This is a genomic window from Streptomyces sp. NBC_01006, from assembly GCF_045162725.1.
GTDB lineage: Bacteria > Actinomycetota > Actinomycetes > Streptomycetales > Streptomycetaceae > Streptomyces.
The window spans coordinates 4,798,500-4,823,192 of sequence record NZ_CP108700.1; the positions used below are offsets into that span (position 1 = coordinate 4,798,500).

Annotated in this window: 21 protein-coding genes; 10 read left to right on the forward strand and 11 right to left on the reverse strand. The window is 69.7% G+C overall.

The genetic code is table 11. From position 1 onward, the window contains the following. The first annotated feature begins 53 nt into the window (after window positions 1-53). The 3 genes from OG509_RS21995 to OG509_RS22005 all read left to right on the forward strand — a co-directional run bounded on the left by OG509_RS21995 (window position 54) and on the right by OG509_RS22005 (window position 3,836). Entirely contained in the window at window positions 54-785 is a 732-nt protein-coding gene (locus OG509_RS21995; RefSeq protein WP_406184177.1) for a helix-turn-helix domain-containing protein, read from the forward strand. A 599-nt stretch (window positions 786-1,384) separates the two neighbouring features. Continuing rightward, entirely contained in the window at window positions 1,385-2,011 is a 627-nt protein-coding gene (locus OG509_RS22000; protein ID WP_406184178.1) for a lasso peptide biosynthesis B2 protein, read from the forward strand. Between the two features lie 61 nt (window positions 2,012-2,072). Then, the gene (locus OG509_RS22005; RefSeq protein WP_406184180.1) at window positions 2,073-3,836 is read left to right on the forward strand and encodes an asparagine synthase-related protein; all 1,764 of its coding nucleotides are present in this window, start codon (window positions 2,073-2,075) and stop codon (window positions 3,834-3,836) included. Here the strand turns inward: OG509_RS22005 and OG509_RS22010 are convergent. Next, window positions 3,820-5,124, reverse strand: a complete 1,305-nt coding sequence (locus OG509_RS22010) for a hypothetical protein (protein WP_406184181.1) — start codon at window positions 5,122-5,124, stop codon at window positions 3,820-3,822. The genes OG509_RS22005 and OG509_RS22010 overlap by 17 nt on opposite strands. 340 nt (window positions 5,125-5,464) lie before the next feature. Here OG509_RS22010 and OG509_RS22015 point away from each other — a divergent pair, with 340 nt between their 5' ends. Next, on the forward strand, window positions 5,465-5,725 hold the full coding sequence (locus tag OG509_RS22015; RefSeq protein ID WP_406184183.1) for a DUF2071 domain-containing protein: 261 nt from the start codon (window positions 5,465-5,467) through the stop codon (window positions 5,723-5,725). Between the two features lie 87 nt (window positions 5,726-5,812). On the opposite strand, the gene OG509_RS22020 is transcribed toward OG509_RS22015, so the two are convergent. From OG509_RS22020 to OG509_RS22030, 3 genes are all read right to left on the reverse strand, one after another. Continuing rightward, window positions 5,813-6,643, reverse strand: a complete 831-nt coding sequence (locus tag OG509_RS22020) for a hypothetical protein (RefSeq protein WP_406184185.1) — start codon at window positions 6,641-6,643, stop codon at window positions 5,813-5,815. Between the two features lie 663 nt (window positions 6,644-7,306). Then, window positions 7,307-8,287: a hypothetical protein gene (locus OG509_RS22025; protein ID WP_406184187.1), complete on the reverse strand. Its 981-nt coding sequence runs from the start codon at window positions 8,285-8,287 to the stop codon at window positions 7,307-7,309. Between the two features lie 183 nt (window positions 8,288-8,470). Next, a complete protein-coding gene (locus OG509_RS22030; RefSeq protein WP_406184189.1) occupies window positions 8,471-10,090 on the reverse strand; it encodes an ABC-F family ATP-binding cassette domain-containing protein in 1,620 nt (539 codons plus the stop codon). Between the two features lie 207 nt (window positions 10,091-10,297). Between OG509_RS22030 and OG509_RS22035 the strand changes: the two genes are divergently transcribed. Continuing rightward, window positions 10,298-12,163: an AMP-dependent synthetase/ligase gene (locus tag OG509_RS22035; RefSeq protein WP_406184190.1), complete on the forward strand. Its 1,866-nt coding sequence runs from the start codon at window positions 10,298-10,300 to the stop codon at window positions 12,161-12,163. 49 nt (window positions 12,164-12,212) lie between these two features. Here OG509_RS22035 and OG509_RS22040 read toward each other — a convergent pair whose 3' ends face one another. Further along, window positions 12,213-13,064 (reverse strand): MerR family transcriptional regulator, encoded by an 852-nt coding sequence (locus tag OG509_RS22040; RefSeq protein WP_406187646.1) that lies wholly within the window; start codon window positions 13,062-13,064, stop codon window positions 12,213-12,215. 53 nt (window positions 13,065-13,117) lie between these two features. Next, window positions 13,118-13,543, reverse strand: a complete 426-nt coding sequence (locus tag OG509_RS22045) for a heme-binding protein (protein WP_385580463.1) — start codon at window positions 13,541-13,543, stop codon at window positions 13,118-13,120. Between the two features lie 133 nt (window positions 13,544-13,676). Between OG509_RS22045 and OG509_RS22050 the strand changes: the two genes are divergently transcribed. After that, a complete protein-coding gene (locus OG509_RS22050; protein WP_406184191.1) occupies window positions 13,677-14,108 on the forward strand; it encodes a MarR family winged helix-turn-helix transcriptional regulator in 432 nt (143 codons plus the stop codon). A gap of 21 nt (window positions 14,109-14,129) precedes the next feature. On the opposite strand, the gene OG509_RS22055 is transcribed toward OG509_RS22050, so the two are convergent. Next, the gene (locus tag OG509_RS22055) at window positions 14,130-15,275 is read right to left on the reverse strand and encodes a lipase family protein (RefSeq protein WP_406184193.1); all 1,146 of its coding nucleotides are present in this window, start codon (window positions 15,273-15,275) and stop codon (window positions 14,130-14,132) included. 211 nt (window positions 15,276-15,486) lie between these two features. Between OG509_RS22055 and OG509_RS22060 the strand changes: the two genes are divergently transcribed. Continuing rightward, complete coding sequence (locus tag OG509_RS22060; protein WP_406184195.1) at window positions 15,487-18,021, forward strand: DUF6185 family protein; 2,535 nt, start codon at window positions 15,487-15,489, stop codon at window positions 18,019-18,021. Here OG509_RS22060 and OG509_RS22065 read toward each other — a convergent pair. Next, window positions 17,930-19,063, reverse strand: a complete 1,134-nt coding sequence (locus OG509_RS22065) for an AraC family transcriptional regulator (RefSeq protein WP_406184197.1) — start codon at window positions 19,061-19,063, stop codon at window positions 17,930-17,932. The two genes, OG509_RS22060 and OG509_RS22065, sit on opposite strands and share 92 nt — an antisense overlap. 129 nt (window positions 19,064-19,192) lie before the next feature. Between OG509_RS22065 and OG509_RS22070 the strand changes: the two genes are divergently transcribed. Next, window positions 19,193-20,926 (forward strand): AMP-dependent synthetase/ligase, encoded by a 1,734-nt coding sequence (locus OG509_RS22070; protein ID WP_406184199.1) that lies wholly within the window; start codon window positions 19,193-19,195, stop codon window positions 20,924-20,926. A gap of 54 nt (window positions 20,927-20,980) precedes the next feature. Further along, a complete protein-coding gene (locus tag OG509_RS22075; protein WP_406184200.1) occupies window positions 20,981-21,673 on the forward strand; it encodes an alpha/beta fold hydrolase in 693 nt (230 codons plus the stop codon). Window positions 21,674-21,716: 43 nt separating this feature from the next. Here the strand turns inward: OG509_RS22075 and OG509_RS22080 are convergent, their stop codons facing one another. Beyond that, complete coding sequence (locus OG509_RS22080; RefSeq protein ID WP_406184202.1) at window positions 21,717-22,190, reverse strand: carboxymuconolactone decarboxylase family protein; 474 nt, start codon at window positions 22,188-22,190, stop codon at window positions 21,717-21,719. A gap of 364 nt (window positions 22,191-22,554) precedes the next feature. On the opposite strand from OG509_RS22080, the gene OG509_RS22085 reads away from it, so the two are divergent. Then, window positions 22,555-23,412, forward strand: coding sequence for a GyrI-like domain-containing protein (locus OG509_RS22085; protein WP_406184203.1), 858 nt, complete (start codon window positions 22,555-22,557; stop codon window positions 23,410-23,412). 113 nt (window positions 23,413-23,525) lie between these two features. Here OG509_RS22085 and OG509_RS22090 read toward each other — a convergent pair whose 3' ends face one another. Both OG509_RS22090 and OG509_RS22095 read right to left on the reverse strand, forming a co-directional pair. After that, window positions 23,526-23,768 (reverse strand): DUF397 domain-containing protein, encoded by a 243-nt coding sequence (locus OG509_RS22090; protein WP_406184204.1) that lies wholly within the window; start codon window positions 23,766-23,768, stop codon window positions 23,526-23,528. Continuing rightward, window positions 23,765-24,634 carry a Scr1 family TA system antitoxin-like transcriptional regulator gene (locus OG509_RS22095; protein ID WP_406184205.1) on the reverse strand — a complete coding sequence of 290 codons (870 nt, stop codon included), beginning with the start codon at window positions 24,632-24,634 and terminating at the stop codon, window positions 23,765-23,767. The genes OG509_RS22090 and OG509_RS22095 overlap by 4 nt, the downstream gene beginning before the upstream one ends. Window positions 24,635-24,693 lie beyond the last annotated feature (59 nt).

The window sequence follows — 24,693 nt, forward strand, 5'->3', positions numbered from 1 at the left end:
CCCCCCGATCCGGCGTAATCCACGTCAACTCGCCACACGCGAGTCACTTCACCGTGATCGGCAACCACCTCCTCCAGCATCACGAGCTGTCGGCGACGGCGATCGGTGTCGCGTCGTACATCCAGTCGCTCCCCGAAGGCGCCCCGGTCGGCATCAGGGCCCTGGTGGCCCGCTTCCCGGAGGGCGAGATGCGGATGAGCGCCGCCCTCCGCGAGCTGGAGCGCCACGGCTACCTGGAGCGCCGCCGCGAGCGGCTGGAGAGCGGGCGGGTGGTGACCCGGACGTACTCGTACAACAAGCCCCTGACCACCCCGGACGAGCCTCCGCCGCCGCCGGACCGGGAGCCCGTACCGGACCCGGAACCCGACCCTGAGCCGCAGCGGATCACCGACCCCGAGCCCACACCCCAACCCGTACACCCCGGCGCGGCCGACCTGCTCGCGAACCTCCGCCGCTACGACCCCCGCCTCCTCCTGGCCGAGCGCGACGTACAACGCCTCGCGCCCGGTGTCTCGGCCTGGCTGGACCGGGGCGCGGACCCCGAAGCCATCGGGCTGGCCCTGACCACGAACCTCCCGGAGCCCCTGCGCAGCCCCGCCTCCGTACTCGCGTACCGCCTCAAAGCGCTGCTCCCACCCCACCTGCCACAAGCCCCGGCGCCGAGCCCGATCAGACGCCCGGACCCCTTCCAGACCTGCGACGGCTGCGACCGGGCCTTCCGATCCCCCCACCCCGGCCGCTGCCGCGACTGCCCACCCCCGCCCGAAGTGCGCGCCGCCGCCTGAGCCGGACCCTCTCCGGGGTTGTCGTGCTGCGCCGTCCGGCCGCTCCGACGGGATGTCGCCGTGGATGCGGCCTCGGGGCGTGGTCGGCTGACCGGCGTCCCCACTGATCGACATCGAAAGGTGGTGCCCGGTGTACCGAGCCCGCTTCCTCACCGCAACGGCTTCGGGACTGTCGTCGAGGAGAACCGCCTCCCCGCGGTCACCTTCGTGTACACGGGTGCGACCCCTTCACGGTCGTCCCCCGCCCGGCCCGGGGACCGGGTGATGTCGTGATCAACCTGTCTGCGCCAAGGTGAATCCTGCTGGTCAGACCGGAGCGGGAGCTGCTTCGGACGGTGCGCAGTCCGGTTGCGGGGCATTCGACGCAGAGTAGCCTGGACTTGATCGACGCTGCCCGATTCTGGAGGTACGCGATGTTCGTCCGAAGGCTGCGGCGCCGTATGCCGCATCGGTTTGTTCTTCTCGGCAACGGCCGTTCGATTCGAGGCTTCAGCGGGGGGCTTTACGACGGCCACGGATACATGTCCTGATACAGCTCACCGTGTCGAACTCGGCCTGTCGCAGAGTCCGTGCGGCAGGCCGAGTTTGGAGTATGTGCGGTGGCGGAAGAGACCGACACCCTGGTGGCCATTACGCGGGTTCTGTCACCGCATTGCCGTGTCACCAGGACGTCCAGCGGTGCCCTGATTGCCGACTGGAGGCGGCGGACCCGTTTTCTCGGCATGACGACGGCGGACGTTCAGAAATTCGTTGAGGGAAGCTCCGAGGAACGTGCCGAACTCGTCACGGATCTCATCCGCGCCGGGTGTGCAACGGCCTGCCGAAAGGCGTACTCGGACGTCGAGGTCGGGCTATGGCTGCGCGGAGTGCACCTGTCGATCCGGACCATGGGGTTCGGGCGCGTCCTTCGGCTCCTGTCCGTGGCGGCCCCGGTGTACTCACGCGCAGACCCTCCTTCGGAGGACGAGGTGGCGCGGCTGAAACGGGCCGTGCGATCACACAGTCACAGAAGCTGGTTCGTGAACGACGACTGCAAGGCCGAGGCCGTGACGGCCTTCGTCCTTCTGCGGCGATGCGGCTTGAACGCCGTGCTCCACGTCGGTGTGCGCGAGCACCCGTTCGCCTTGCATGCCTGGAGCTCTTCGGCGGGCGTGTGCATCCCTGATGCCGATCCGCGGGGCCACGCGTTCGTGCCGGTTCTCTCGATCAGTTGCGCAGGGCAGTGACGTGCAAGCTCTCCGCCTTGACTGGGCAAAGGGTGCACCGAGGCTCCGGGCGGCCGAGGCCATGGCGCGGCAGGGACTCGTGACGACGGTCTCGTCACGGGCCGGCACTGCAGTGGTCGTCGGCTGGGTCGGCTCGGTCCGTGACCGCGAGGCGGGCGCGCGCGGGCTCCTGGACGACGTCGGCCGACCGGGAGCCACAGCACGTCTACGTCTGCCGATCGGCGACTACGCGGCCGTCCTGGTGTGCCGCGACCGCATTGTGCTGATGCGCGACGACCATGCGCGCATTCCCCTGTTCTTCAGGGAGTCCGGCGGACGCGTCAGCGCGGTGAGTACGTCGGCGCGCTGTCTGGGCGACTTCGAAGCGCTGGAACGCAGCTACTTCTGCCGGTTCCTGACGGGGAACATGGCGCAACCGCACTCGGAACTCACCCCGTTCTCCGGTGTGCACCGGATCCTCGGCGGCGAGGTGGTGGAGCTTTCGATCACCGGGCAGATGCGTGGTCGGGTGCGCAGACGCGTCGGTGGGGCCGACGCCCCGGGGGAATCGACGGCAGACGGGCTCCGTCTCAGCGGGGCCGCGAAGGACCTGCGCCTCGCACTGGAGAACGCCGTCGGGCGCCGAGTGGGCCGGATGACGGCATGCCACGTCTCCGGCGGCATCGACTCCACCAGCGTCGCGTTGCTCGCAGCCCGTCAGCTGGGCGCGGGACGGGGCCGCCGTGGGGATCTCGTCCTGCTCGCCGGGCGCTTCGACAGAGGAGAGCTGGCCGGGGAGCAGCCGTACCTCGAAGAGGCGATGAAGGAGATCTGCCGTCATGCACCGGCAGCCCGCCCGGTGATTGCGGATGTCGGCGACGTGGCTGACTTCGACGACTTCGAACACCACGCGGGAGACGCGGACGAGCCCCATGCGCACGCCTTTCGCGCCCCGTTCTGGAGCAGGCTCCACGGCAATGCGGCGGAACTCGGCTGCGACGTCCTCATGACCGGTTGCGGGGCCGATCCGATCGTGGACGCCAACCCTCTCCACCTGCACAGACTGGCCCGCACAGGGCAGTTCCGGCAGATGACGAAGCAGGCGCGTGCCTGGGCCGCGGGCACGGACCGTGGCGTGCGCGACGTCGTCTACGACTACGTCGTGCGGCCGGCCCTCCCACTGGCAGCCGAACGGATCGCTGCGCTCGACCGCCGCGGGACCGTGCTGGGCAGCCTCGGCAGCTTCGCCCGCCCCCGCTGGCTGCGATACGGATTTGCGCGGGCCCACGGCTACCGTGAAGCGAGCATCGCGGAGAGCCGCTTCGTGTTCGGACGCAGGCCGGAAGAGTCGTTCTTCGAGGCGGCCAATTACCTCGCCGCTCCCGACCCGCTCTCCTGGCAGCGAGCACGGCAGGACGGATTCTTCCTCTCGCACCCCTTTCTCGACCGCGAGGTCATCACCACGATGCGCCGCTTCCCTGCTGAAGCCACGTTCCATCCGGGCCGTCCGAAGGCGGTTCTGCGCGAGGCCATGGCAGATCTGCTCCCCTCCCGGATCCGCGGCCGAGCGGTCAAGATCCCCTTCGACCAGCTCTACGCCCGCGGCTTGCGGGCACACGGCGACGAACTCATCGACCTCTGCCGCTCCGCGAGGCATCCGCTGGTCGCGGAGATGTTCGACATCGAGGTGCTGTGCCAGGCAGTGAGGGAGGCACGGCTCGGCGTGGGGAACGCACAATCCTGGGATCGGATGAACAGCTCCCTTGCCCTCGTGGCGTGGCTGGAGGGATTGGACCCGCGATCCCGCGCGCCCGGTGCGGCAATGGCGGTCACTGACGGCTCTTGATCTTGATGTCCCACAACGATCGCTGGATCGGGCCCGTCACGACATCGACGAGGCCGTACCGGTTGCTCACCGCGCGGTTCTCCGCGTCGGACGGCGTGCGATCTTCCTCGCCTTTTCGCGTGATGGATGAGAACACGGCTGCGCCCTGCGTGCCGAACTTCCAATAGACGTCGACGAAACGTGGGTCCATCGTACGTGCGTTGATCGAATTGTTTTCGTGCACCCTGCCGGTGTAGATGAGGGAATCGAAATTCTCCTGTTCCTTCATCCAGTGGGGCACTTTTCCGCCGCTCCAGGAGTCCCTGTCGAATCGGACCGAATCCAGGCCGAGTCGGTCCTTGCGTGCGAAGCTCGCGGTGGCGTAGAAGGATACTTGATCGTACGGCGTGTCGATGGGCAGTTGTACAACCGTTCGAGTGACGAACGAGTCACTTGCCTCGATCCAGTTTCCCTGGACCATCCAAGGCTGCGCCGCCACCAATTGGCCGGCCTGGTGGATCTCCCTGCGGGAGAGCGGGCTTTTCTCCTGGGATTTACTCCACTGCTTGGCATCGTCCCGCCATTGCTGCCGGAGCCGGTCACTCGCGCTCACCGTTACCTTTTGCCCCATGGCGTGAAACTCGGCGCCCATGACGTAGAAACCCACATCGCTGTGGTTGTCGAGCGTGATGTCGACCGGAATGGCGAATGATTTCCGGTCCATACTCAATTCGGGATTCCCCATGACCAGCTTGATAATAGGCCTGGCCCCGTGCTGGTATGGCTGATAGAGGTTTTGGTAGCCGAAATTGGCGATCGCGAATACGGTGGAGGCGAGGACCGCCACGGCCAGCCGCTTCGGAGCGGGGATCTCGACCGACATCCGCCCCACGGCGAAGACGGCCCATGCGGAACCCGCAGTGAGCAGGATCGACGCCGCCATGTAGTACCGAGAGTCGCCGTTCGCCACCTCAAGCAGGACCATGAGATTGGTCAAGGCTGCCGCGACCGTGCCGACCAGCGCGACGATTCCGGAGTGGGGGAAGCTGCCCCGGAACCAGTAGTCCATGACTGCGGCGCCGCCCAACAGTGCGGCGATCGAGGCCACGATGAGGCCGGCGCCGGTGACGCGCCCCATGAAGGTCAGGGCCTCGTTGAGGTCTTCGACGCCGAACCGGCCCAGGTAGCTCGCCGTCAGGAGGAGGATGAGCAGGATCAATACCGGGGTCGTCCGTGACCGTCGGGTTTTCGCCGGTGCCCGTCCCGCCCGCAGGTACGAGCAGAATCCGGACTTGGGTGGCGTGCTCACGCTATTACCTCCTGAGACTGCAAGCCGTGCGTTGTGCTCCGGATGTGCCGATGACGACCGCGACCGGCACGGTGTCGCCTTCCCGCACCGTTCCGGGCGGTCCGGCGCTGCGCCGAGGGCTTGAGCACCATCGTCCGTGCCGATCCGTGGGATCACCATCCGGATGCCTCTGGACGGCCCAACCGGAAGGGTCCGCGCCGGGTGGTCCCCAGGGGCCGGTGCCAGTGCCGCATCAGGCAACGTTCGCCCTGTCGTGACGCGCCGTCCGGAGTGCAGGTCCGGGCGGTAAGCGCCCGCCATGCTGTCCTCGTGGCTGAGCGTGTGCGGGTGCGTGAGATCGATGCGCTCCTCGCAGGCCGAGGCCGCCCGCCCCCTCGATCACTGGCTCACCAACCGCTTCCACGCCTATTCCGCACGCATGGGCCTCCTGTGGCGCACCCCCGTCCGGCACGAGCCTTGGCCACTGGTCCACGCGACGACGGTGGCTCTCACGCAGACCCTCACCCGGGCCGCCGGCCTACCCGACCCCGAAACAGAGCCGACAACCCACACGTCCCCCTGCGTCGGACCGGTCAGACTCGGCCCGGCCCGACCCGCCTGAGCACCTGGGCAGGCCGGCGTCACCTGGCCGCCAAGCCCTAGATCCAGGAGTGCGTCTGTGAGCCCGGTCAGGATCGGCCCGACGGAGTCAGCGGGAATCCGTTGCGTCGTCCTCGTCCGGGCCGGGAGCTGCCGTGCCGCCGGCGGCCTGGCGGGCGGCTCGTTCCGCGCGGAGTTCTTCGGCGACCTCGTAGGCACGGCCCGGGTCGTAGACGGTGACCGAAGTGCCAGGGCTGTACATCGCGGATGCCCGGGGCGTGTACCCGTAGCTCTCGACGCGGCGCCGGGCGGCTATGCCGTCGACCTCGCCGAGGGGTACCTGCCACAGCTCGGCGGTGTGGGACGGGGTCCACCACTCGTCCGGACGCACGAAGTCTCGCTTGACCTCCGTCTGACGCTCCACCGCCACCTGGGCCGGGTCGAGTTGCTCGGTCAACCAGCTGGTCAGCGCCTGTGCATCGACCCGAGAGAGCGGTGCGAAGGTCGCCGGTTCGCACTCCACCGTCTCGTCGCGGGTATGCAGTATCACCTTGATCGACTGTCGCTGCCCGAGACTGAGTCGCTCGATGACGACGACTCGCTGCAGATCAGCCATCGCCATGGTCGACGAACGCAGAAAGCGGGCGATGACGACCTGGGCCGTAGTTCCCCGGGGGCGGAACTGGACCCACCGCACCGTCGTGGACACCGTGACGCACACCACGGCCACGATGAGCAGGATCATTCCGACGACCGTGAGCGCCAGGAAGACCCACAGAACGCCCCAGGCGAGGGAACTCCCCGAGATCACGGCGCCCAGCAGAACGCCCAGCAGCAGGGGGGCGGCGACCACCGCCGGGACCACGATGCTCGCGCCGAAATCGAACGCCAACTGGCGGACCCGGCTGGGGACGAACAGCAGCCGCCATCCGTCCGTCACCGGCAACACAACTTTCGCCAGCGGGCCAGAACGCTGAGATCTCATGGCTCAAAGGTAGGACCGTGCAAAGGAGTTCGTAAGGCCACTGCGAGCCGCACCTTCTCAAGGACGGGAACCACAGGCGACAGCGCGTCAGCCGGTCAGGTGGGTGCAGAGGTCGGCCACGGCTTGGGGGTCCGGGTAGGCCGCGAGTTGTTCCAGGGGCAGCGGCTGGCCGGCGGGGTCCGGCCGAGTCGCCGAGGGAAGCGAAGGCCCAGAGCGGGTGATGGCGCGGCGCGGCGGCGGGCGGTGCCGCCTGACGGGCGCCGGAGCGGTCAGAGCTCCGAGGCGTCGACCACGGCGACGTCCGGCTGGGGTCCGCAGGGTCGGGAGGGGGACGACGAGGACGGGGCACGCCGCGTGCGCGGCGCAGTACCGTGCGGTGGAGAACCCACGGACGTTCGCCTGGCAGGCCCGCCGGGCGGCCGGCTCTCTCCTGACGGGGGGCGGGCCCACCACGCCTCACCCTCGTGCGAGCGGTTGCGAAGCGCCCGCTCCAACGTCTCGACCACCACCTCGTGAGGCAGCGCGGGCGGATTCTCGAAGCGCAGATGAGAGTGCATCCCACGAGGCTACGGGCCTGCAACCACGGCGAGACCAGGGCAAACGTTGCCTGATGGGGCACTAGTCCTTGCCGTTGTCGAGGTGGGCCGTCAGGAGGTTGGGGTTCGGCGGGACGGCGAAGTAGGAGGCGTTCGTCACGTAGACGGTCTTGTCGTGCAGGGCCACGGCGGTCGGGTTGGACAGGCCGTCCGGCGTGGTGAGGACGACGGTGTGGGTGCCGTTCGGGCGTACCTGGGCGATCGTGCTGTACGTGATCAGCGCGGCGAGGACCGTGTCGTCCTTCCCGGTGAAGGCGAAGTCGTCGATCCCGTCGAGTCCGGTCGCCCTGGTCTCGATCGTGCCGGCGGTGCCGTCGCGGCGGACGGGGATGCGCAGCAGCGTCCGGCGGTCGGTGTTGGACACCCACACGGCGTCGCCGTGGAGCTTGATGCCGTTGGCGCCGGCCTCGTAGCCCACGCCGGCGCCGATCGGCTGGAGCGCGGACCCCGCCGCCCAGATCGTGGCCGTGCCGCCCTTCAGCGGGACGCGCCAGACGAGTCCGCGTGCCGAGTCGGCCACGTAGAACACGCCGCGCTTCTCGTCGAGGGCCAGGCCGTTGGGGAGCGAGTCGGCCGGGAGCTGCGCGATCTGGACGGGCGTGCCGCCGTGGGGTCCGATGCGCCAGATGCCGGTCGCGTTCGTTCCGGTGGCGTAGTTGACGTAGAGGGTGCCGTTCTTGGCGCGCACGATCCCCGTCACCACGGCCGAGCCGATGCCCGGGGTGTTCGGGTTCGGTACGGAGGGCAGGACCGCGAGGAGCCGGTGGGTCCCGTGTCCGTCGATGCGGACGACCTGGCGGGCGTGGGCGAGGGTCAGGTTCGCGGAGCCGTCGGGTTCGAGGGCGATGTTCTCCGGCGTCTCCCCGGCGTCGAAGCTGAAGTTCGCGACGGTGCGCGGATCGGTCAGGGTCGGCTCTCCGGCCGATGCGGCGGCGGGGACGAGCAGGGTGAAGGCGGCGACGGCGACCGTGGCGGTGGTGGCCAGGCGGGGGAGTCGGAACATGGGCCTCTCCTTGGGCGGCGCTGGGTGCCGGGGAACACGGCACAAGGAAGAGGTGATGCTGCGTCGGTGCGAAGTGGTGGCAGTCACGGCCGGAAGATCGCCTGCACGGGCCACGACGTGGGGCCGGTTGGCCCGGCCGCCCCCGCTGACCGCCGCGGTGACGGTCAGCGGGCGCGGCGGCGGTCAGCGGGTGCGCTGGACCCGGCGTTCGTCCCATACCGGCTCGGCGGTCTCCCTGACGACTCCGTCCGAGCCGAAGACCAGGTAGCGGTCGAAGGAGCGCGCGAACCAGCGGTCGTGCGTCACCGCCAGCACCGTGCCCTCGTACGCCTCCAGCCCCTCCTGCAGTGCCTCCGCCGACTCCAGGTCGAGGTTGTCCGTCGGCTCGTCGAGGAGGAGTGCGGTGGTGCCCGCCAGCTCCAGCAGCAGGATCTGGAAGCGCGCCTGCTGGCCGCCCGACAGCCTGTCGAAGGGCTGGTCCCCCTGCCGGTCCAGCTCGTAGCGGCGCAGCGCCGACATCGCCCCGCCCCGGTCCTTGGCGTGCTCCGTCCAGAGGATGTCGACCAGGCTGCGCCCCATGAGCTCGGGGTGCGCGTGCGTCTGCGCGAAGTGGCCGGGAACGACCCGTGCGCCCAGCTTCCACGTTCCCGCGTGGGCGACGGGCTCGCCCGCCAGCAGCCGCAGGAAGTGGGACTTGCCCGAGCCGTTCGAGCCGAGCACGGCCACCCGCTCCCCGTAGAAGACTTCCAGGGAGAACGGCTTCATCAGCCCCGTGAGCTCCAGGTCCTGGCAGACCACGGCCCGTACGCCCGTCCGGCCGCCCTGCAGGCGCATCTTGATGTCCTGCGTGCGCGGCGGCTCCGGGGGCGGGCCGATCTCCTCGAACTTGCGCAGCCGGGTCTTGGCCGCCTGGTAGCGCGAGGCCATCTCGTCGCTGCGCGCCGCGTACTGCTGCATGTCCTGCACGAGCCGCTTCAACTGCGCGCGTTTCTCGTCCCAGCGCCGGCGCAGTTCGTCGAAGCGCGCGAACCGCTCCGCCCGCGCCTCGTGGAAGGTTCCGAAGCCGCCGCCGTGCACCCATACGTCGGATCCGGCCGGGCCGGGCTCCACCGCGACGATCCGCTGCGCGGCCCGCGCCAGCAGCTCCCGGTCGTGGGAGATGAACAGGACCGTCTTGCGGGTCTCGCGCAGCCGCTCCTCCAGCCACCGCTTGCCCGGGACGTCGAGGTAGTTGTCCGGCTCGTCCAGCAGGAGGACCTCGTCCGGCCCGCGCAGCAGCGCCTCCAGTACGAGCCGCTTCTGCTCGCCGCCGGACAGCGTCCGCACCTCGCGGAAGCGGGCCCGGTCGTACGGCAGGCCGAGGGCTGCCGTCGTGCACATGTCCCAGACGGTCTCGGCCTCGTACCCGCGGGCCTCGGCCCAATCGCTGAGCGCCTGCGCGTACTTCATCTGCGCGGCCTCGTCGTCCACCGTCATGATCAGGTGCTCGGCGGCGTCCACCGCTGCCGCAGCCTCCCGGATCCGCGGCTGGGACACCGATACCAGCAGGTCACGGACCGTGCGCTCGTCCCGTACCGAGCCGACGAACTGGTGCATGACGCCGACGCCGCCGCTGGAGGTGATGGTTCCGCCGTCCGGCTGGAGCTCGCCCGACACCAGCCGCAGCAGCGTCGTCTTGCCCGCGCCGTTGGCGCCGACGAGGGCCGCCACCGAGCCCTCGCCGACTCTGAACGAGGCATCGCCGAGCAGTACGCGCCCATCGGGCAGGTAGTACTCCAGGTGCGAGGCTTCCAGATGTCCCATGGTCCGGATCCTTGCCTGCCGTACGGCGGCGGCACAACGCGTTTTCGGCGCGGGCGGGAGGGGGCGGGAGCGGTGCCGAGGGTGTGGAGGAGTCGGGTGGGTTCGTCCAAGGGGTGCACGGGGGGTGGTCAGAGGGGTTACCCGTGCGTAGATTACCGGCGGTAACTCCGGAGCGGAGTCGAGCCGAGCCGAGTCGAGGAGACCGTCGTGGAAGCCGCGCCCCAGCTGGTACCGCCCGCCCTGGTACCGCCCGTGTTGACCGTCGTCGACGGGGTGGTGCGGGAGGCGCAGGTGCCCGCGCTGGCCGGAGTGCCGGGGAGCGGGTCGCTCGGGGACATCCCATTCCAGAACGCCCGGGAGGCCCCCGGCGAGGTGGTGCTCGCCCGCAAGGAGCGGGACGGGAGCTGGCGCGACGTCACCGCCGCCGAGTTCGCCGCCGAGGTGACGGCCGTCGCCAAGGGCCTGATCGCCGAGGGGCTGCGCGAGGGGGACCGGCTCGCGATCATGGCCCGGACCACGTACGAGTGGACCCTGCTGGACTTCGCGGGATGGGCCGCCGGGCTGGTCACCGTACCGATCTACCCGACGTCCTCCGCGCTCCAGGCCCGCTGGATCATCCAGGACTCCGGGGCCGTGGCCTGCGCCGTCGAGGACACCGCGCAGGCCCGCATGATCAGCACTGAGCGGGCCAACCTGCCCTGGCTGACGCACCTGTGGGAGTTCGACACGGGCGCGGTGGCGCGGCTGGTCAAGGCCGGCGAGGACCTGCCCGACGCCGTCGTGCACGCGCGCCGGTCCGTCCGTACGCCGCACTCCGCGGCCACCCTCATCTACACGTCCGGTACGACGGGACAGCCCAAGGGCTGCGTGATCACGCACGCCAACTTCTTCGCCGAAGCCGACAACGCGGTCGAGCTCCTGCACCCCGTCTTCAAGTCCGCGACCACGGACGCGGCCTCGACGCTGCTCTTCCTCCCGCTCTCCCACGTGTTCGGGCGGATGGTGGCCGTGGGGTGCATGCGGGCGCGGGTCAGGCTCGGGCACGCGCCGAGCATCCAGACGGAGGAACTGCTCGCCGACCTCGCCGGGTTCCGGCCGACGTTCCTGCTGGCCATCCCGTACGTACTGGAGAAGGTCTACAACACGGCGCGCGCGACCGCCGAACGGATGGGCCGGGCCTCGTCGTTCGACCGGGCGGCGCGGATCGCGCAGCGGTACGGGGAGATCGTCGAGGGCCGGACCCCGGGGGTGAGCCTGCGGGCGGCGCGGGCGCTGTACGACCCGCTCGTGTACCGGCGGATCCGGGCGGCGCTGGGTGGGCGCGTGCGGTACATCCTGAGCGGCGGTTCGCCGCTGGGGCGCAGGCTCGCGGCGTTCTACACGGGCGCCGGGATCGACGTCTTCGAGGGGTACGGGCTCACCGAGACGACGGGGGCGACGACGGTCACCCCGCCGCTGAAGCCGAGGCTCGGGACGGTGGGGTGGCCGCTGCCGGGCACCGCCGTACGGATCGCGGACGACGGGGAGGTGCTGCTGCGGGGGCGGCACGTGTTCGCGGGGTACTGGAATTCGGGGGAGGCGGTCGGGGGCTGGTTCGCGACGGGGGACATAGGGGAGCTGGACGGCGAGGGCTACCTGACCATCACCGGCCGGAAGAAGGACCTGATCATCACCTCCGGCGGCAAGAACGTGGCCCCGGCCCCGCTGGAGGACTGGCTGCGGGCCCACCCGCTGGTCGGCCAGTGCATGGTGATCGGCGACAACCGGCCGTACGTGGCGGCGCTGATCACGCTGGAGCCGGAGGGGCTGGCGCACTGGCGGCAGATGCGGAAGAAGACGGCGATGCCGATGCGGGAGCTGGTGCGGGACGAGGAACTGCGGGCCGAACTCCAGCGGGCGGTGGACGAGGCGAACCGCCTGGTCTCGCGGGCGGAATCGATACGCCGCTTCGCGGTGCTGCCCCGCGAGTTCACGGAGGCGGGCGGCCACCTGACCCCGTCCCTGAAACTGAAGCGCGCCAGGATCGCCCGCGACTTCGAGCGCGAGATAGACGACCTGTACCGCCGCGCATGACCGGCGGGGCCGGCATGACCGGCATGACCGCCGGGGCCGGTGGGCCGGGCTACGGGGTGGCCGGGGCCGGCTCCTCGATCGGCCAGGCGATCTCGAACCGGTTGCCGGGGTCGTCCGGCGTCCCCGTCCAGCGGCGGTAGACCAGCCGCACCGGGCCGGCGAAGGCGAAGCCGTGCGCGCTGATCCAGTCGGCGACGGCATCGTACGCGGTGAGGATCGCGGGGAACTCGGCCGCCGGGCCGGACACTTCCGTGCAGGCGAAGGTGTTCTCCGGGAGGTCGTGGACGGAGATGCCCTCCGGCAGGTCGGTGGGCTGGGCGGCGTCCTCCCAGAAGGGGAGGCAGGCCTCGACCAGCGTCTCGTTCTCCTCGTCGCACACCCCGTGGTAGCGGACGAACGCCGGACCGGTGAAGGTCAGCGGGCCGCGGCCCGCGACGGCGTACATGTCCTGGAAGGCGGTTCGGAGGAACCCGTCGAGGCCGGAGTTCTTCAGGGTCGCGCCGCGCAAGAGGACGCGTTCGGGGCCGCTCTCGCGGACGGTGACGCGGTGGTTCATCTCTGCTCCTTCGGACAGGCGGGTCAACAGGCCGTGGACGAGGCCGCGTTGGACGGCCAGGCGGTCCTCCGCGGCTTTCAGGCGCGCGGCCAGTGCGGGGGCCAGGTCGGCCCCCGCCTCGGCGTGCGCGAGCATGCCGCGCACCTGCTCGATCGGGATGTCGAGTTGCCGCAGGACCCGGATCAGCTGGGCCGTCCGGACCTGATCGCGCCGGAAATAGCGGTAGCCGCTCTCCGGGTCGACACGGGCGGGCGGCAGTACGCCACTGGCGTCGTAATGCCGCAGGGCGGTGACCGTGAGGCCGCTGGCTTGCGCGAACTGCCCGATCGGCAGCAGGTTCGTCATGTCCACGGGGAAGACTGTGCTGTCTCGGGTGACCCGAGAGTCAAGGGTGGGCCTTACGAGGGGATGGCGGTCAGGCCCGCCTCGGCGATCTTGACGTCGTCCGACCAGTGGCCGCCCGAGACGCCGATGCCGCCGACCAGGTGGCCGTCCACGACGATCGGCAGGCCGCCGCCGAACGTGACCAGGCGGTCGATCCCGGTCCGGGCGCCCGGGGCCAGCTGGGCGTCGTTCTCGACGAACTCGTGCCAGTCGGTGGTGCTCAGGCCGAAGGCGGCCGACGTGTAGGCCTTGTCCTGGGCGATCTGGATGGTCATCAGGCCCGAGCCGTCCATCCGCGCGAACGCGCTGAGGTGTCCGGACTCGTCGACGACGGCGATGGCGAAGAACAGGTCGGTCTCCCGGGCTGCGGCCAGGGCGGCATCGACGATGGCGCGCGCGAGGTCGTTGCCGAGGGCCGGGCGGGTGCGGACAGCAGTCATGGCGGTATCCCCTTGGTGAGACATGCGGGAGTTCGTGTGCTTGTAGCTAACAGCATGCTTATAGCTATCTGCAAGCTGGCTGACTGCTCGGTGGTTACTGGCACCGACCGGCACCCGCTCTTACACTCGCCCCATGCACTACTCCGAGCGGCTGCTGATCCACATCAAGCAGGCCGAACGCATCACGCAGGCCGCCAAGGAGGCCGCGGTGCGCGAGGCCGGGATCACCGCTGCTCAGCAGGGTGCGCTCGCCGTGCTCAGCGACAACCCCGGGATCAACGCCGCCGAGCTCGCGCGCAAGCTCTCGGTGACTCCGCAGACGATGAACAGCCTGCTCGGCCGGCTGGAGACCCGCGGTCTCATCGCGCGCACCCCGCACCCGATCCACGGCACGCTCATCGAGATCCGGATGACCGAGCGCGGCGCGGAGGTGTTCGCCGCCGCCGACGCGCTGGTGGCGAAGCTCGACGCCCGGCTGGCCGAGGGCCTCTCCGAGTCCGAGACGGCCGCCGTACGGGAGCTGCTCGCCCGGATCATCCGGAATGCGGAGGCCGCCGGCCGCTAGGGGCCTAGGGACCCGGAGTCTTCAGCAGTTGGCGTGCGTCGGGCGGCCCGCGAAGCGGTCGGCGAGCCAGTTGCCCGCCGCCAGGGAGTGGGTGATCACGCCGCTGACGTGCTCACCGACCCAGATGGTCTGCCACTCCACGTCCGCGCCCTTCGCGCACCACTCCGAGCGCAGCTGCCGCCCGACCGCGTACGGGATCAGCTCGTCGCCGAGCGCGTGGTACTGGTACACCGGCGCCGCCGGCGCCGTCCGCCCCAGCCGGCTCTGGTCCAGCCGGGCCTGCCAGTCCGGCTGTTCGAGCGGGTTGCGGGTGGTGAGGTCGGAGATCCGCTTGAAGGAGCCCGCGATGGCGTCGATGGCGACGCAGCCGTCCTTCATCCCCGCCACCAGCGCCTTGCCCGCCGGGTTGAGGTACGAGTCGAGGCGCAGCTCGGGGAACGCCGCGTCCTGACCGGCCGCCGCCATGAAGATGAGCCCCGAGCCGTACGAGCCGTTGTTGAAGTCGGCCACCTTCATCAGGTCGGCCGGGACCCCGCCCGTCGCCGTGCCCTTCACCTTCAGCTCGGGGGCGTACGAGCCCTGCAGCTCGGCGGCCCAGCTGCCGGCCTGGCCGCCCTGGGAGTAGCCCATGATCCCGACCGGGGTGTCCGCCGGCAGCCCCGTCCCGGGGAGCCGGGTGGCCGCGCGGGCGCCATCGAGCATGGCGCGGCCGGCCGACGGGCCCACCGTGTACGTGTGCACCCCCGGCGTGCCGAGCCCCTCGTAGTCGGTGACGACCACGGCCCAGCCGCGCAGGGTGAGCTGCTGGATGAGGTTGGCCTCCATGGCGGTGCCGTACGGGAGGTTGTTGCTCGGCGCGCAGGAGTCGCCCATGCCGACGGTGCCGACGGCATACGTGACGAGCGGCCGCGGGCCGGTCCGGCCGTCCTGCGGGACGATCACGGTGCCGGAGACGGTGTTCGGGACACCGTCGGCGGTGGTGGACCGGTAGTGGATCTTCCACGCCTTGGTGCCGGTCGGCTGCCCGGGCAGCGGGTGGAAGGCGGACGGCGAGACATCGACGATGTCCCCGGCCCGGCCGGTCTCGGCTGCGGTGGCGGCGGTGGCGGGGCTCGCGACGGACACGGCCAAGGCGGCCAAGGCGACGGCGACGGTTCGGAAACGCATGGGCGGCTCTCCCAACGGAACGTTTCGTGCGGGGGACAGGTGAGGAGAACGTAGTGACCGACCGCTCGGCACGTCGCTGACCGCGCAGCTCACCTTTCCTGACCCGGATTCGCACACCCGCCCGCCGAGACTCGCCCGTCGAGGTGAACCTGAGCCCACTCCGCCGCGCTGTCGGGAGTGGTGCGGGGCGAGAGGGGAAGATCCTGGAGCGGTGATCCATCTCAGGCGTCACGTGCTGCTCGTGCTGTTCCTGGTCCTGTGCGCGCTGCTGACCGTTCCAGGCACTGCCGCCCGGGCCGCGGATTCCCCTCCCGCGGACACCTGCACCGCGGACCGGCTCAAGGGGGCGACGGTCGACACGGCGGTGGAGTTCGTTCACCGCGGCAGCGACGTCAGCTCGGTCACCAGCGTCACAGACATCACTGTCCCAGCGAATTGGGAGCAGGCCCCCCACCTCTCTCTGGATACGCATTCATTTCTTTACCGTGCCGCGCTGCGCTGCCTGCTGGGAAAGGGTTGGCAGCGGGGGGATGCGGTCTACACATATGACTACGAATGGCGGTTGAAGCCGCTTTCGGTAACGCCGGGCGAAAATGAGGTCCGCATCCACTATGAGGCAGTCGCATGGGTTCAGAATCTCAATACGTATGAGGTGGGCCTCTGGACGCTGACGGCGAGGAGAGACCGGTGGACAATCCAACTGAGGCTTCCCCCAAATCTGGCCAAGGCGACCTGGAAGAATGTAGCCGTACGATTGGGCGGGCCGGCCGCTTTGACGGCTGTGCCACCGACGGCGGTCGGTAAAGGGCGCGCCGAGGTGATCTGGGACAAGAAGAAGCCGAACGAGGCCCCTCAGGTTGAGTTCCGGCCACCCGTAGCGCAGCAATGGGCCGCCATTTCCCAGTCACCCGGACAGGGCTGGGAAATACTGGGCGGTGGCGGTGTGTCAGGCGCGTTCGGGATTTTCGCGACAGGCATTCTAGCCTTCATTGCCGGCCGGCGGCTCCGACTAGGCCTTGGGCGAAACCCCCTCCCGGAAGAGGAGGAGGCGCTCCGGGGGCTGCGCTCATGGGCACTGATCCTGGTGCTCATCAGCCTGGTTGTCTATTTGGGCGACGATTTCTATGGTTTCCTTCAGTCGCGATTCTCCTGGAAGAGTGATTACGGGCCGGTAGTTGCCCTGTTTTCGGTGGTGTTCATCGGTGTTGCTCTGTGTTTCTTTGGGAAGCTGCGCAGATCGCTGCTCATTGCTGTGTGTGTGCTCGCTGCTTGCGCCGCTGCGCTCTACGTGAGCGCCGAAATGTCCACTTCCGGGCTGCTTCCCACCAGTGACTTTCTGATCTGGGGTCCTGGTCTGAAGCTGGCGTTGGTGTTCAATTCGCTGCCGATCTTGCTGTGTTGCCTGGGCCTCGTCTCCAGTGGGCAGCGCCTTCTGATCCTGGGTGGTAGGGGGCTGTCGCAGTGGGCGATGGTCGGTGTGGCAGCCGGGGTTTCGGCAATGACACTGCTCTGGGCATACCGTTCCTTCGGTCGCAGCTGGGAGCGCAGGACCTGGCTCAACGACTCCGTGCCGAATGCCCCTGACGCGCCGCAGATCCGCAAGTACGACCAGTGGTGGTGGTGGTTCGCCAGCGACGCAATGCCCGTACTGGCGGACATTGCGTTCTTCCTGACTCCGCTGGCCCTGCTGGTAGCCCTGCGTGTCTGTAGGGCCGAACAGTACGAGAATGACTCCTTCACGCCCAATGTGTCCGAAAAAACGCTCCTGGTAATCTTCTTCGCCGTCATTGTGGTGCCCAATTATGCAACCTATTTCGGATTCTCTGGATACATCGCGACGCTGGTTCTTGGTATTCTCGCCGCGTGGGCCCTGCTGACTGTGGGGCGGGTCAGGTCCGTTCTTGAGCAGCCCGCGGCGGAAAATGCTTCCCTGGGTCAGGTCGTTTTGCGTACTGACCGATCGGAATTGTTGCGAATGGTGCGACGATACAGGGACCTTCAGTCTCGTCTGCGTCGTCCCGCAGCGGATTCGTCGGCCGAACGGTCCGAGTCGCATGAGGCCGTCGAACGGGAAATTGAACGCATGGACCAGTGTCTGCCGCAAGGGGTCAGGCCGATTGACCTGCCCTTCGCCTTCGGCCCGATGGCCTCGTGGTGGGGAAATGCCTGCAGGTGTGCGCTTATCGCCAGCTTCATCGGCCTCCCCGCCACAGGGCTGATGTACTGGCTCGACGTGGTGGGTGGTGACTCCTGGAGCCTGACGACGGAAAGCGTCAAGGGGTTTCTGACGGTGGTGTACGAGATCCTCTACTGGCAGGTGACCTGGGCGAGCGGAGGGTTCTTCCTGGGGGCGCTGTGGCGTGATCTCCCCGGTCGGAACGGGCCGACGAAGGCCCTCTCTGTTGCCGTCGCTTTCGCCGTACCGGTCGGCGTCCACGAGATCATCGCGCAGATGACCGGCCAGGGCCTCCAGAACACGGTCCCCGCCATTGCCGCATTCGCCTCGGTGATGACCTTCTCCGGCCTGGTCATGGATGTCCAGACCTTCCGGACCGAACGACGCTATCGCTCCTCCAGCGCCAGCCTGTTGGTGTATATCTACCGGATGCCCATCGCCTCGGTGGCGGTCCTTCTCGCGCAACTCGTGGCGCTGGTCACGATCTTGAAGTACTTCCGCGAAGGAGGGTCGGTATGGCCGTTCGACATGCCCGGCGGGGATCAAGACAAGAAGCCCGAACCTGATTGATGAGAAGTCCTCGGCAGCAGCCGTCCCTGGCTCGGCTGCCCGAAGCGATCCGGTACGCGCCCGGGGTCGTGCCCGTCCAGCGGCGGAAGGCGCGGTGGAAGGCCGTGTCCTCCGAGAAGCCGAGGCGGGCCGCCAGGTCCGCTATCGGCTCGCCGCTCTCCGCCAGCCCCGCGATCGCCGCGTCCCGCCGGACGTGGTCCTTCAGCTGCTGGAACGACGTGCCCTCCTGCTGCAGCCGCCGCCGCAGCGTCGCCGGGGACACCGCCAGCCGCGCCGCCACCTCCGCCAGCGCCGGCAGCCGCGGCGAGGTACGCAACTGCCGTGCCAGGGCCCGGCGGACCTGCTCCGCGACCGTCGTCCCGTACTCCGGCCGCGACAGCAGGTCGAACGGGGCCCGCCGCAGCATCGCGTCCAGCGCCGCCTCGTCCCGTACGAGCGGTGCGGCCAGCCAGTGCGCGTCGAAGGCGGCCCCCGTACGGTCCGCCCCGAAGCGGACCGGGCAGTCGAACAGGATCTCGTACTCCGCCTCGTGCGGCGGCGGAGGATACGCGAACGCCGCGTACGCGAGCGGGATGCGCCGCCCGATCAGCCAGCTGCTCAGCCGGTGCCAGATGGCGAGCACGCACTCGGTCAGGAACCGCTCCTCGTCCCGGGTGAAGTCGTTCTGCACCGTGAAGCGCGCCTCGGCGCCCGTCACTTCCAGCGCGAGCTCCGGGCCGCCCGGGAACAGGCCGTAGAAGGTCGCGGCACGCTCCACCGCCGCGCCGAGGTCCCGGCAGCCCAGCGAGGCGCAGCACATCATCGCGAACGTCCCCGGGCGGCTCGGCACCGCCGACAGGCCGAGGAACTCGTCCTGCGTGGTCCGGTACAGCGCCCGGAACAGCCGCGCGAACTGCGCCGGCGTGATCCGCGCCCGGTCGTCGCCGAGCAGCAGCGGCGGGATCTGCGCCTCCTGGAGCAGCGGCACGGTGTCGATGCCGCCGCGCGCCGCCCCCGCGAGCACGGCACGCACATGGTGCACGGTGATCGTCCGCCTCCCCATGGGTCCGACGGTAGCCCGGATGAGCGCTGTGGTCAGGGGGCGTGACGCTTCCGGTCATGCCGCGCGCAGGGGTTGGCGCTCTAGCGTCGGTCCGACGTACGTCGTACGTACCCCAGGGAGGCGAACGCGATGGACGCTGTGCGACCGGAGACGACGGCGGTGTTCACGGAGTGGACGGGGGAGCGGTACGGCGGCGAGAGCGCCCTGCGCCACCGGGCCCCGGACGGGGGGTGGGCCACCGTCATGTACGCCGAACTGCGCGACCGCGTACGGCGAACCGGGCGGGCGCTGATCGCACTGGGGGTCGGGCCCGGCGAGCGGGTGGCGGTCCTGGCCGAGACCCGGCCGGCGTGGACGTACACCCACTTCGGGATCCTGGCGGCGGGCGCCGTCCTCGTACCGGTCTACCCGACGGCGGGGGAGGAGGAGCTGGCCTGGGTCCTCTCGGACGCGGAGGCGGTGGCCGTCGTCTGCGACGACGCGGCGCAGGCGGACCGGGTGGAGGCGCTGCGGGCGAAGCTGCCGGCGCTGCGCGCGGTCGTACGGATGGACGCGCTGGCGGAGCTGGAACAGGCGCCGGAAGCCGAACTCCTCGAACGGGCCCGGCGGGTGACGCCGTCCCACGACGCGTCCATCGTCTACACCTCCGGCACGACCGGCCTGCCGAAGGGCTGCCGCCTCACGCACGGCAACCTGGGCGCCGTCCAGGCCGCGACGCAGCCGCTGATCCAGGGCGGACCGGGCGACTCCACGTACCTCTACCTCCCCCTCGCGCACCTGCTGGCGCAGCTGATCCAGTTCACGACCCTCCTGGCGGGCGGGGAGCTGTGCTACTTCGGCGGCCGGATCGAGGACGTACTGTCCGAGCTGGCCGAGGCGCGGCCCACCCATCTCCCGTCCGTGCCGCGCCTGTTCGAGAAGGTGCATTCCGTGGTTCTGTCCATGGCGCAGGCGCAGGAGGGCGGCGCCGAGCGCTTCCGGGAGGCGGTGCGCCTCGGGGTGCTGGAGGCCGAGGGCCGCCTGCCCGAGGCCGACCGGCCGGCCTACGAGGAGGCGGAGAAGAACCTGTACTCCCTGGTCAGGGGCGTCTTCGGGGGCCGGCTGGGCTGGGCGGTGACCGGAGGAGCGCCGATCGCCCCGGCGACCTTGGACTTCCTGCGGGCCTGCGGGATCCCGGTGTACGAGGGCTACGGAATGACCGAGTCCGCCGGGCTCATCAGCTTCAACCACCCGCAGGCCGTGCGCCACGGCACGGTGGGCCGGCCGATCGCGGGCTGCGAGGTCCGCATCGCGGCGGACGGCGAGGTGCTGGCCCGGGGCCCGATGATCTTCCCTGGCTACCACGCGAACCGGGCCGCGACGACGCAGGCGCTGGACGCGCAGGACTGGCTGCACACCGGGGACCTGGGGGAACTGGACGCCGACGGGTTCCTGTCGATCACGGGCCGCAAGAAGGAGCTGATCATCACTTCGGCGGGCAAGAACATCACCCCGACGGAGGTCGAGTTCGCCGTACAACGCTCCCCGTACGTATCGCGGGCGGTCCTGATCGGCGACCGTCGGCCCCACCCGGTCGCGCTGATCACCCTGGACGCGGAGGAGATCACGTCGTGGGCGCGGCGGGAGGGCCTCGACGGCCTCGACCTGCCCGCCGCGGCCGCCCACCCCGCGGTCCGCGCCCTGGTCGAGGAGGCGGTCACGGCGGCCAACGCCACGGTCTCCCGCCCGGCCCGCATCCGCGCCTTCCACATCCTCCCCGAGGAGTTCACCATCGAGGCCGGCACCCTGACCCCGACCCTGAAACTGCGCCGCAAGGCGGTGGCGGAACGCTACGCGGCGCAGATCGACGCGCTGTACGGGTAGGCGGGCTCGGCTGAGCAGGATGCATTGTCAGTGGGGGCCGCTACGGTGCCGGCCATGGCGAACTTCGTACTGGTGGCAGGCACATGGCTCGGCTCGTGGGCGTGGGAGGAGGTGGCCGCGCCGCTGCGCGCGGCGGGGCACGGCGTCCACCCGCTGACACTGTCCGGCCTGGCCGAACGGCAGGGCGTACCGGCCGGCCAGCGGACGCACGTACGGGACATCGTGGCCGAGGTCGAGCGCCTCGACCTGCGTGACGTGGTCCTGGTCGGCCACAGCTACGCGGGCATCCCGGTCGGCCAGGCGGCCGAGCGGATCGGCGACCGGCTGGAGCGGGTGGTGTTCGTGGACGCCAACGTCCCGGTGGACGGCGGCTCGTTCGTCTCGGCCTGGCCGGACGGCCGGGCGATGGTCGAGGCGGCGATCGCCGCCAACGGCGGATTCTGGCCGCCGCTGGCGGCGGACGAGTACGCGGGCCAGGGCCTGGACGAGGAGCAGATCACCCGCATCGTCACGGCGACCCCCCACCCGGGCGCCACCCTGACGGAACCGGCGGAGCTGAAGGCTCCGCTCTCCGAGCTCCCGGCGCTGTACGTGAAGTGCCTGCTGGACGGCGAGGACCCGGGCCCGGAGGTGTCCGCGCTCCTGAAGAGCGAGCGCTGGACCCTGGTCCGGATGAACACCGGCCACTGGCCGATGTTCTCGCAGCCGGCGGAACTGGCGCAGCTCCTGGCGGGGGCGGCGGGGTAGGGGACCTCCTTCGGCGGCCGGTGGCCGGCGGGCGGCGACCGGGTCAGCCGAACTGGCCCGGCTGGTAGCCGCCGGCCGGCTGCTGGACGATCACGTTCATCCGGTTGTAGGTGTTGATCAGGGCGATGAGGGAGACCAGGGCCGCCATCTGGTCCTCGTCGTAGTACTTGGAGGCGTCCGCCCAGGCCTCGTCCGTGACACCGCCGGCCGCGTCGGCGATGCGCGTGCCCTGCTCCGTCAGCTCCAGGGCCGCCCGCTCGGCGTCGGTGAACACCGTGGCCTCGCGCCAGGCCGCGACCATGTTGAGCCGCACTCCGTCCTCCCCGGCGTGCACGGCGTCCTTGTAGTGCATGTCCGTGCAGAAGCCGCAGCCGTTGATCTGGCTGGCCCGCAGCTTGACCAGCTCCTGCGTCGCGTGCGGCAGGGTCGAGTCCGAGATGACCTTGCCCGCCGAGTTGATGTACCGCGAGAACTTGGCGGCGAGGGCGTTGCCGAAGAAGTCGAGTCGAGCGTCCATGATGATCTCCTTGCCGTGTGGGCCTGTGGACCGTTACACAGCTCTGACGGAACAGCCCCGCCAGATGTGACAGCTCGCCGACACGACCGCACGACACGTACGCCTCACCCGGGTCGGCGGGGTGGGGCGAGCCAGTCGGGGTGCAGGGGTCGGGAGCCCCTGGTTCATCCGCACCCCGCCCAGCGGGACCACCAAGCCCGGGGAGCCCGGGGGCGCGTCAGATCGCTACGCGCTCCTCTCGGCATGGCGTCCGACGGCCGTCTGGGGCTGGGGACGGCACCCGACTTGATCGGGCACAGGATGTCGGGTCCGGCATGGTGGGCGCTGCCTAGCGTGGTGATCGTAAAGAGGAAGGACACCGGGCATGTTGGAGCGGCTGAACCAGGCCATGGAGCACATCGAGCGCCATCTCGACCAGGCGATCGAAGTGGATGAGCTGGCGCGCATAGCGGCCACCTCGGAGTATCACCTGCGCCGGATGTTCTCCGCGCTGTCGGGCATGCCGCTGTCGGAGTACATCCGGCGCCGTCGGCTCACCCTCGCGGGCGCCGAAGTGCTCGCGGGACGTGAGACGTTGCTGGATATCGCGGTGCGCTACGGCTACGGCTCGGGTGAGGCGTTCGCGCGGGCGTTCCGTGCCATGCACGGCATCGGACCGGGCGAGGCCCGGCGTACCGGCGCCGCGCTCAGCTCCCAGTCCCGGATGACCTTCCGTCTCAACATCGAAGGGAGTAGCAGCATGCGCTACCGCATCGTGGACAAGCCGGCCTTCACCGTCGCCGGGCCCAAGGCCCGGGTACCCCTGGTGCATGAGGGGCCGAATCAGGCGATCGTGGACTTCGTCCGCGGGATCGACCCGCAGACATTGGAGCGCCTGGAGAAGCTCTCGGACCAGGAGCCCCACGGCATCGTCGCGGTCTGCGACGACCTGGACCCCAGCCGGGCCGAAGGTACCGAACTCGACTACTACCACGGCGTGATCACGTCCGCCGCCCCGGAGAGCGCCCTGGCCGTCCAGGCCGGCACCTGGGCGGTCTTCACCGCCTCAGGGCCGATGCCGCAGGCCATCCAGGAGCTGTGGCGGGACGTGTTCACCGAATGGTTCCCGTCGAACCCGTACCGCAGCCGCTCCGGCCCTGAGATCCTCCGCGTCCGGATGTCGCCGGACAAGACCGGCGCCGAGGCCGAACTCTGGCTCCCCGTGGAGCCCGAGCACAGCTGACCACCCGGCGAGGTCGGATACGGCTGAACGGGGACGGGAGATCAGCATCGCTGATGTGGTCGTGGGCTTGGCTGTCCCCCGGACTCCCTCTGATGCCGGTTGCCGGGACCCTGCTAGCGGGAGATCCCGCCCAGGAACGCCGCCCAGGCCGTCGGCGCGACGGCCAGCTCGGGGCCGGCCGTCACCTTCGAGTCCCGGATGTGGACGGTGTTCGTGCAGGCCGCCACCTCGACGCACTGGCCGCCCTCACCGCCGCTGTAGCTCGACTTCCGCCAGTTGACGGCGACTTCGACGCACTGGCCGCCCTCGCCGTCGCTGTAGCTGCTCTTGAACCAGGCCAGGTCCGTGGTCTTCATAGCTCTCCCAGCGTCTTCTCAATCAAAGTCAGGGACTCGTCCGGCGTAAGCGCCTGTGCCCGGATGATCCCATAGCGTTCGGTGTAGATCCTTACCTGTTCTGGGTCAGTGATGAGGTGAGGACGGTTGTACGTCTCGGTGTAGGCCACCTGTTGGCGACCCTTGGGGTGGAGCAGGCTGAATGAGCCTTCCATGGCCGCGTGTTCGCCCCTACAGAACGGCATCAGCTGTAGTTCCACTGTCCGCCGGCTGCCGATCTCCACGAGGCGGCGCAGCTGCTCCTCGTGCACCTCTCGGCCGCCCACAGGGCGCATGAGCAGGCTTTGGTCTAGGACGAAGCTGAACGTCGGGGACGGCCAGCGTTCGAAGATCTGCTGCCGAGCCATGCGGTCGGCCACACGCTTCTCGATGGTCGCCTCGTCCAGGAGCGGTCGGCGCTTGGTGAATACGGCGCGCGCGTGCCTCTCCGTCTGGAGGAGACCCATGATTCCTTGACAGCTGTAGTCATGGATCGCGTTGGCCTCAGCCTCCGCCTTCGCGTAATCCTGGAACCAATCCGGATGCCGCGTCCGCGCCCGCCTCAGGGCCTCCTTCACCTCCGGGATCGCCACCAGCAGGACGCCTCTGGCGCCCAGCGCGCGGTCGGCGTTCTCCAGGAACTCCGGCTGGGGGGTGCGTACTCCCCGTTCGATCGAGGACACCAGGTCCTCGCTCACATGCACCAGCGCGGCCAGTTCCTTCTGCTGGAGGCCAGCCGCTTCTCTGAGCAGCTTGATCATTTTGCCGAGCGCTTTGAAGAGGTGTGTCGTGCCGTCGACCTCCACTGGTCGCTCCGGCTGTTCCTCGCGGTCTGACAGGTCGTTCACAGGCTGAACCGCCCTCGTCCGTACGGGCCGTACACGCAACAGGGGCCGGCCCTACGGGA

Bases quoted from the DNA above. Each gene is read 5' to 3' on its own strand.
- OG509_RS22065 (WP_406184197.1), bottom strand. From the start codon at position 19,063: ATGGGGAGGCGGACGATCACCGTGCACCATGTGCGTGCCGTGCTCGCG.
- OG509_RS22050 (WP_406184191.1), top strand. From the start codon at position 13,677: ATGCACTACTCCGAGCGGCTGCTGATCCACATCAAGCAGGCCGAACGC.
- OG509_RS22090 (WP_406184204.1), bottom strand. From the start codon at position 23,768: ATGAAGACCACGGACCTGGCCTGGTTCAAGAGCAGCTACAGCGACGGC.
- OG509_RS22075 (WP_406184200.1), top strand. From the start codon at position 20,981: ATGGCGAACTTCGTACTGGTGGCAGGCACATGGCTCGGCTCGTGGGCG.
- OG509_RS22005 (WP_406184180.1), top strand. From the start codon at position 2,073: ATGGCGCGGCAGGGACTCGTGACGACGGTCTCGTCACGGGCCGGCACT.
- OG509_RS22030 (WP_406184189.1), bottom strand. From the start codon at position 10,090: ATGGGACATCTGGAAGCCTCGCACCTGGAGTACTACCTGCCCGATGGG.
- OG509_RS22015 (WP_406184183.1), top strand. From the start codon at position 5,465: ATGCGCTCCTCGCAGGCCGAGGCCGCCCGCCCCCTCGATCACTGGCTC.
- OG509_RS22070 (WP_406184199.1), top strand. From the start codon at position 19,193: ATGGACGCTGTGCGACCGGAGACGACGGCGGTGTTCACGGAGTGGACG.
- OG509_RS22085 (WP_406184203.1), top strand. From the start codon at position 22,555: ATGTTGGAGCGGCTGAACCAGGCCATGGAGCACATCGAGCGCCATCTC.
- OG509_RS22080 (WP_406184202.1), bottom strand. From the start codon at position 22,190: ATGGACGCTCGACTCGACTTCTTCGGCAACGCCCTCGCCGCCAAGTTC.
- OG509_RS22045 (WP_385580463.1), bottom strand. From the start codon at position 13,543: ATGACTGCTGTCCGCACCCGCCCGGCCCTCGGCAACGACCTCGCGCGC.
- OG509_RS22055 (WP_406184193.1), bottom strand. From the start codon at position 15,275: ATGCGTTTCCGAACCGTCGCCGTCGCCTTGGCCGCCTTGGCCGTGTCC.
- OG509_RS22040 (WP_406187646.1), bottom strand. From the start codon at position 13,064: ATGACGAACCTGCTGCCGATCGGGCAGTTCGCGCAAGCCAGCGGCCTC.
- OG509_RS22025 (WP_406184187.1), bottom strand. From the start codon at position 8,287: ATGTTCCGACTCCCCCGCCTGGCCACCACCGCCACGGTCGCCGTCGCC.